At 70.7% G+C, this 6830-nt stretch carries 5 protein-coding genes; 3 read left to right on the forward strand and 2 right to left on the reverse strand.

The features are described from left to right. Positions 1-128: 128 nt before the first annotated feature. Entirely contained in the window at positions 129-590 is a 462-nt protein-coding gene (locus tag ACFVHV_RS42750) for a GNAT family N-acetyltransferase (RefSeq protein ID WP_359910530.1), read from the reverse strand. A gap of 115 nt (positions 591-705) precedes the next feature. After that, a complete protein-coding gene (locus ACFVHV_RS42755; protein WP_359910533.1) occupies positions 706-1497 on the reverse strand; it encodes a VOC family protein in 792 nt (263 codons plus the stop codon). 182 nt (positions 1498-1679) lie between these two features. Here ACFVHV_RS42755 and ACFVHV_RS42760 point away from each other — a divergent pair, with 182 nt between their 5' ends. The 3 genes from ACFVHV_RS42760 (at position 1680) to ACFVHV_RS42770 (ending at position 6709) form a co-directional block, all read left to right on the forward strand. Beyond that, positions 1680-3917, forward strand: coding sequence for an ATP-dependent RecD-like DNA helicase (locus tag ACFVHV_RS42760; RefSeq protein WP_359910536.1), 2238 nt, complete (start codon positions 1680-1682; stop codon positions 3915-3917). A 225-nt stretch (positions 3918-4142) separates the two neighbouring features. Then, positions 4143-5432 (forward strand): citrate synthase, encoded by a 1290-nt coding sequence (locus ACFVHV_RS42765; protein WP_359910538.1) that lies wholly within the window; start codon positions 4143-4145, stop codon positions 5430-5432. Between the two features lie 557 nt (positions 5433-5989). Further along, positions 5990-6709, forward strand: coding sequence for an SDR family oxidoreductase (locus tag ACFVHV_RS42770; protein ID WP_359910541.1), 720 nt, complete (start codon positions 5990-5992; stop codon positions 6707-6709). Positions 6710-6830 lie beyond the last annotated feature (121 nt).

Consider the following 6830-nt stretch of genomic DNA (forward strand, 5'->3'; position numbering starts at 1 on the left):
ATGGTACTGCAGGGGGGACCCTGTGGGAGAGTAGGACGCCGCCGAACAATTCTTCAGAAGAACCCCCATCCGGGATCCGGATGGGGGTTCTTCGCGTTTCCCGGCGATTCTCAGAGCTTGAGCGATTGTCAGAGCTTGAGTTTGAACCCGACGTGCGAGGCGGTGAAGCCGAGCCGCTCGTAGAAGCGGTGCGCGTCCGTGCGCGTCGCGTCGGAGGTGAGCTGGACGAGGTCGGCGCCGAGTTCCCGGGAGCGGTCGACGGCCCAGCGGATGAGGTCGGTGCCCAGTCCGCTGCCGCGTTCCTCGGCGTGGATGCGGACGCCCTCGATGATCGTTCGGGTGGCGCCGGCCCGGGAGAGGCCCGGGACGACGGTGAGCTGCAGGGTGCCGACGGTGCGGCCGGCCCGGTCGGCGACGACCAGGTGCTGGTGGGGGTCGCCGTCGAGGCGGGCGAAGGCGGCGCGGTAGGGGGTGAGGTCGTCGGGGCTCTCGCGGGTGGCGCCCAGCGGGTCGTCGGCCAGCATGGCCACGATCGCCGGCAGGTCGTCGGCGGTGGCCCGTCGGATCGTCAGAACAGCCGTTTCAGTCATGATCAGAGACTAGAAGCATGCGAGGCGGCCACCACACCCTGTCTACGCCCGTAGCACCCCTTCACTGCCCTTCTGAAGGGCCGTGGGTCCCGAGGGTCGTGGGCCCCATCGGCCGTCACTCCCCGGGCTTGGTGCTGGTGATGACGGCGAAGACGGCGCCGTGCGGGTCGACCAGTTGGGCCAGACGGCCGACGCCGTGCACGTCCATGGCCGGGATCCGTACGGTCGCGCCGAGGGTGGCGGCGATGGCGAGGCTGGCGTCGGTGTTGGGGACCTCGAAGTAGGGGAGCCAGTGCGAGCCGGTGCCGCGCGCGGTGTGTTCGGGGCCGAGTTGCATGATGCCGCCGTGGGCGTCGTCGGTGCCGCCGCCGGCCGGGGTGAGGACGGTGTACATCACCTCGCCGAGCGGGACGTCCTGCTCCTGCCAGTCGAAGACGGCGCGGTAGAAGGACTTGGCGCGTTCGGCGTCGACGCTGTAGCACTCGGCCCAGCAGAGGCTGCCCTCCTCGGTGACGAGGTCCAGGCCGCGGGTGTCGTGCGGCTGCCAGACGGCGAAGTCGGCGCCGGTCGGGTCGGTGCAGCCGGCCATCCGGCCCGCGGTGAAGACGTCGAAGGGGGCGTACCGGACGCGGCCGCCGGCCTGTTCGACCAGGGCGGTGGTGCGGTCGGCGTCCTCGGTGGCGAAGTAGAGCGTCCAGCCGGGCGGGGTCGCCTCGTCGGGGAGCGGGCCGAGGGCGGCGACGGTCCGGCCGTCGAGCTGGAAGAAGCCGTAGCCGCCGGCCTCGGGGCCGGCGGAGTCGAAGGTCCAGCCGAACAGCGTGGTGTAGAAGTCGACGGACGCGCGGGTGTCGGGGCTGCTCAGGTCGAGCCAGTCCGGGGAACCGGGGCGGAAGTCGGTGTTGAGCATGGCGGCACTGCTCCTCGGACGGGGCCCGGGCGGGCGCGGTCGACGGCGGTCCCCCTCGGTTCCTCCCAGCCTGGCACCTCGGCCGGGGCGGTGCACGGCAGGCAACGGTTCCGGGGCTGTCGGTACGGGGCGGTACGGTGCGTAGCGGCATTGATCCACCCGTACCGGTCGAAGGGGGTCCGGTGAGCAAGCAGGCGGCGCAGTCCGGGCAGCAGGTGCCGCTCCAGCTCGCGCAGGTCGAGGGCGTGCTGGAGCGGATCACCTATGCCAATGAGGAGACCGGCTACACGGTGGCCCGGGTGGACACCGGGCGGGGCGGGAACGACCTGCTGACGGTGGTGGGCGCGCTGCTGGGGGCGCAGGTCGGCGAGTCGCTGCGGCTGCACGGGCGGTGGGGTTCGCACCCGCAGTACGGGCGGCAGTTCACGGTGGAGAACTACACCACGGTGCTGCCCGCCACCGTCCAGGGGATCCAGCGGTACCTGGGCTCGGGGCTGATCAAGGGGATCGGGCCGCGGTTCGCCGAGCGGATCGTGGAGCGCTTCGGGGTGGAGACCCTGGAGGTGATCGAGAACGAGCCGGGCCGGCTGATCGAGGTGCCGGGGCTGGGGCCGAAGCGGACGAAGAAGATCGCGGAGGCCTGGGAGGAGCAGAAGGCCATCAAGGAGGTGATGGTCTTCCTGCAGGGGGTCGGGGTGTCCACCTCGCTGGCCGTGCGGATCTACAAGCAGTACGGCGACGGCTCGATCGGGGTGGTGCGCAACGAGCCCTACCGGCTGGCCTCGGACGTGTGGGGCATCGGCTTCCTGACGGCGGACCGGATCGCCCAGGCGGTGGGCATTCCGCACGACAGCCCGGAGCGGGTGAAGGCGGGCCTGCAGTACGCGCTGTCGCAGAGCACCGACCAGGGGCACTGCTTCCTGCCGGAGGAGCGGCTGATCGCGGACGGGGTGAAGCTGCTCCAGGTGGACGTCGGGCTGGTGATCGACTGCCTGGCGGAGCTGGTGGCGGCGGAGGGGGTGGTGCGCGAGGCGGTCCCGGGGGAGGGCGGCGAGCCGGTGACGGCGGTGTACCTGGTGCCGTTCCACCGGGCGGAGATCTCGCTGGCCAACCAGTTGGTCCGGCTGCTGCGGTCGGACGCGGACCGGATGCCGTGGTTCGGGAACGTGGACTGGCCGGTGGCGCTGGAGTGGCTGGCGAAGCGGACCGGGGCCGAACTGGCGCCGGAGCAGGAGCAGTCGGTGCGGCTCGCGTTGACCGAGAAGGTCGCGGTGCTGACGGGCGGTCCGGGGTGCGGCAAGTCGTTCACGGTGAAGTCGATCGTGACGCTGGCGCTGGCGAAGCGGGCCAAGGTGGTGCTGGCGGCGCCGACCGGCCGGGCGGCGAAGCGGCTGGCGGAGCTGACCGGGGTGGAGGCCTCGACGGTGCACCGGCTGCTGGAGCTGAAGCCGGGCGGGGACGCCGCGTACGACCGGGACCGGCCGCTGGACGCGGACCTGGTGGTGGTCGACGAGGCCTCGATGCTGGATCTGATCCTGGCGAACAAGCTGGTCAAGGCGGTGCCGCCGGGGGCCCACCTGCTGTTCGTGGGGGACGTGGACCAGTTGCCCTCGGTGGGTGCCGGGGAGGTGCTGCGGGATCTGCTGGCCGAGGGCGGGCCGATCCCGTCGGTGCGGCTGACCAGGATCTTCCGGCAGGCCCAGCAGTCCGGGGTGGTGACCAACGCGCACCGGATCAACGAGGGCAGGCCGCCGCTGACGGACGGTCTGGCGGACTTCTTCCTGTTCGCCGAGGACGACGCGGAGCGGGCGGCCGGGCTGACGGTGGACGTGGTGGCGCGCCGGATCCCGCAGAAGTTCGGCTTCGACCCGCGCCGGGACGTGCAGGTGCTGGCGCCGATGCACCGCGGCCCGGCCGGCGCGGGGAACCTGAACACCCTGCTCCAGGCGGCGGTGACGCCGGCCCGGGAGGGGCTGGCCGAACGCCGTTTCGGCGGGCGCACGTTCAGGGTGGGGGACAAGGTCACCCAGATCCGCAACAACTACGACAAGGGGCGCAACGGCGTCTTCAACGGCACAGTGGGAGTGGTGACCGCCCTCGCCGTCGACGACCAGCGGCTGACGGTGCTCACCGACGAGGACGAGGAGGTGTCGTACGACTTCGACGAACTGGACGAGCTGGCCCACGCGTACGCGGTGACGATCCACCGCTCGCAGGGCAGCGAGTACCCGGTCGTGGTGATTCCGGTCACCATGTCCGCTTGGACGATGCTCCAGCGAAATCTGCTCTACACCGCTGTGACCAGGGCGAGGAAACTGGTGGTGCTGGTGGGGTCACGCAAGGCGATCGGGCAGGCGGTCCGGGCCGTCAGCGCAGGTCGGAGGCACACCGCGCTCGACCATCGGCTGACAGCTGGATGATTATCCAACGGGATGGTTGCCTCTAATGTTCTCTTGACGTGAAGAGATTTACGGCAGAGCCTAGGGTGGTGCCGATCTTGTCCGGTTCGTACCGGCTGCGGCGGCAGGTTTTGTAGGGGCGGGCCCTTTCGGGCCACCCCGGGTGCGCGACTGTCCTCCGGATGGGGGATGGTAGAGACAGTCAGGGCACCTTGGAAGAGGATTCATTTCGTCGGTGAGGAAGACGTGAGCGACAACTCGGTAGTACTGAGGTACCAGGACGGCGAGTACGAGTACCCCGTCGTCGAGAGCACTGCGGGCAACTCCGGCTTCGACATCTCGAAGCTGCTCCCGCAGACCGGCCTGGTCACCCTGGACAACGGCTTCGGTAACACCGCCGCGTACAAGTCCGCGATCACCTTCGTGGACGGTGACAACGGCATCCTGCGGTACCGCGGCTACCCGATCGAGCAGCTCGCCTCCGATGGCGGCTTCATCGAGACCGCGTACCTCCTGATCAACGGCGAGCTGCCCAACGCGGACCAGCTGGCGGAGTTCAACCGCGAGATCACCCAGCACACCCTGCTGCACGAGGACGTCAAGCGCTTCTTCCAGGGCTTCCCGCGGGACGCCCACCCGATGGCCATGCTGTCCTCGGTCGTCGGCGCGCTGTCCACGTTCTACCCGGAGAGCCACAACCCGTTCGACGCGGCCCAGCGCCACCTGTCGACGGTCCGCCTCCTCGCCAAGCTGCCGACGATCGCCGCGTACGCGTACAAGAAGGCGATGGGCCAGCCCTTCGTCTACCCGCGCAACGACCTGAGCTACGTCGAGAACTTCCTGCGGATGACCTTCGCCGTCCCCGCCGAGGACTACGAGCTCAACCCGGTCGTCGTCAACGCGCTGGACAAGCTGCTCATCCTGCACGCGGACCACGAGCAGAACTGCTCGACCTCCACCGTGCGCCTGGTCGGCTCCAGCCACGCCAACCTGTTCGCCTCGATCTCGGCCGGCATCTCGGCCCTGTGGGGCCCGCTGCACGGCGGCGCCAACCAGGCCGTGCTGGAGATGCTGGAGAGCATCCAGAAGGACGGCGGCGACGTCGACGCCTTCATCACGAAGGTGAAGAACAAGGAAGCCGGCGTCAAGCTGATGGGCTTCGGTCACCGGGTCTACAAGGCCTTCGACCCGCGCGCCGCCCAGGTCAAGCTGCTCGCGCACGAGGTCCTCGGCCAGCTCGGCAAGAGCGACGAGCTGCTGGACATCGCGCTCAAGCTGGAGGAGCACGCCCTCAAGGACGACTTCTTCATCTCGCGCAAGCTGTACCCGAACGTGGACTTCTACACCGGCCTGATCTACCGCGCCATGGGCTTCCCGACCAGCATGTTCACCGTGCTGTTCGCGCTCGGCCGGCTGCCGGGCTGGATCGCCCACTGGCACGAGATGATCAACGACCCGACCAGCCGGATCGGCCGTCCGCGCCAGATCTACACGGGCACCGCGATCCGCGACTACGTCCCGCTGGACGCCCGCTGACCGTGGCGGAGCCGACCACCGGCCCGCGCGGAAGCTGAGAGGGGCCCGGCCGCTGTCGCGCGGCCGGGCCCCTTCGCGTCCCGGTGGCGCGCCCGAGGGCCCGCGCGGGGACGGAACCGTACGGCGCACGACTCCGGGGTCGGCCGCAGCCGGGGACGGCCGCTCAAAGCGTCCCAGGCCCGCCAGAACCCCGGCGTCGTGCGCGAAGGCCGTCGGGTTCGACGACCGTTCCCGGGGCCCGCCGGAGCCCCGTCGGCGGCAGTCCTGGAAGCGCGGGGACACATTGCCGTTCAGCGTGTCCCCGCCCATCGGAAAAACTGCCGCACTACCAACCTAAGACGTATCAGGGTGCGAGAAGTTACGCCCGGGGGGTGTGAGCTGCCTCTCGCCACGCTCCGTGTGCGCGTCGTACCACGCCCATATCACACCTTCGCTCGCGCGGGACGTCACCCTCCCCGCAGTCACGGCAACCGAGCGTGATAGGAATCGTGGCATTCCGGTACGGACCGTCGCGCACATTCGCCGCGCGACGGCGGAACTGGGGAGGGAGTGCGCAGATGGCCAGGAACGTCGTCGTCACCGGCGGTGGCACGGGAATCGGGTACGAAGTCACGCGGCGGTTCGTCGAGGCCGGCGACCACGTGATGATCGTGGGGCGCCGCCGGGAGGTCCTGGAGAAGGCCGCGGCCGACCTCGGACCGAACGTCACCCCGCTGGTGTGCGACCTCGCCGACCCGGACGCCGTCGAGGCCGCGCTCGCCGAACTGCCCGAGCGCATCGACGTCCTGATCAACAACGCCGGCAGCCGCGAGACCGTGGTCGGCGGCGGGCCGCACGCCCTGCTGGCGCGCTGGCGCGGCGACTTCGAGCGCAACGTGCTGACCGTGGTGCTGCTCACCGAGTCGGTCCGCGACCGGCTCACCCCGGGCTCCGGCCGGGTGGTCACCGTCAGCTCCATCGCCGCCCTGCGCGGGGCCGGCTCGTACGGCGCTGCGAAGGCCTCGCTGCACGCCTGGAACCACTTCCTGGCCGCCCAGTTGGGCACCTCGGGCATCACCGCCAACATCGTCGCGCCGGGCACCGTCGCGGGCACCGAGTTCTTCGGGCCGCGGCTGGACGAGGCCGAGGTCGCCCGCCGGGCCGCCCGCACCCTGCTCGGGCGGATCGGCGAGAGCGGCGAGGTCGCGGCGGCGGTGCACTTCCTGGCCTCGCCCGAGGCCGGGTTCATCACCGGCGAGATCCTGCACTGCAACGGCGGCGAGCTGCTGGGGCGTTGAGCCGCCGGGCGTCGAGACGGACGGCGGGCCCCGACCGGTAACCGGTCGGGGGCCCCCGCCCCTAAGGGGAGAGGGGGGCGGGGAAACGCGCCGCCGCCCGCGGGTGGGGGACCCGGAGCAC

It is taken from the genome of Kitasatospora sp. NPDC127116 (genome assembly GCF_042677365.1).
Lineage (GTDB): Bacteria > Actinomycetota > Actinomycetes > Streptomycetales > Streptomycetaceae > Kitasatospora > Kitasatospora lactacystinica.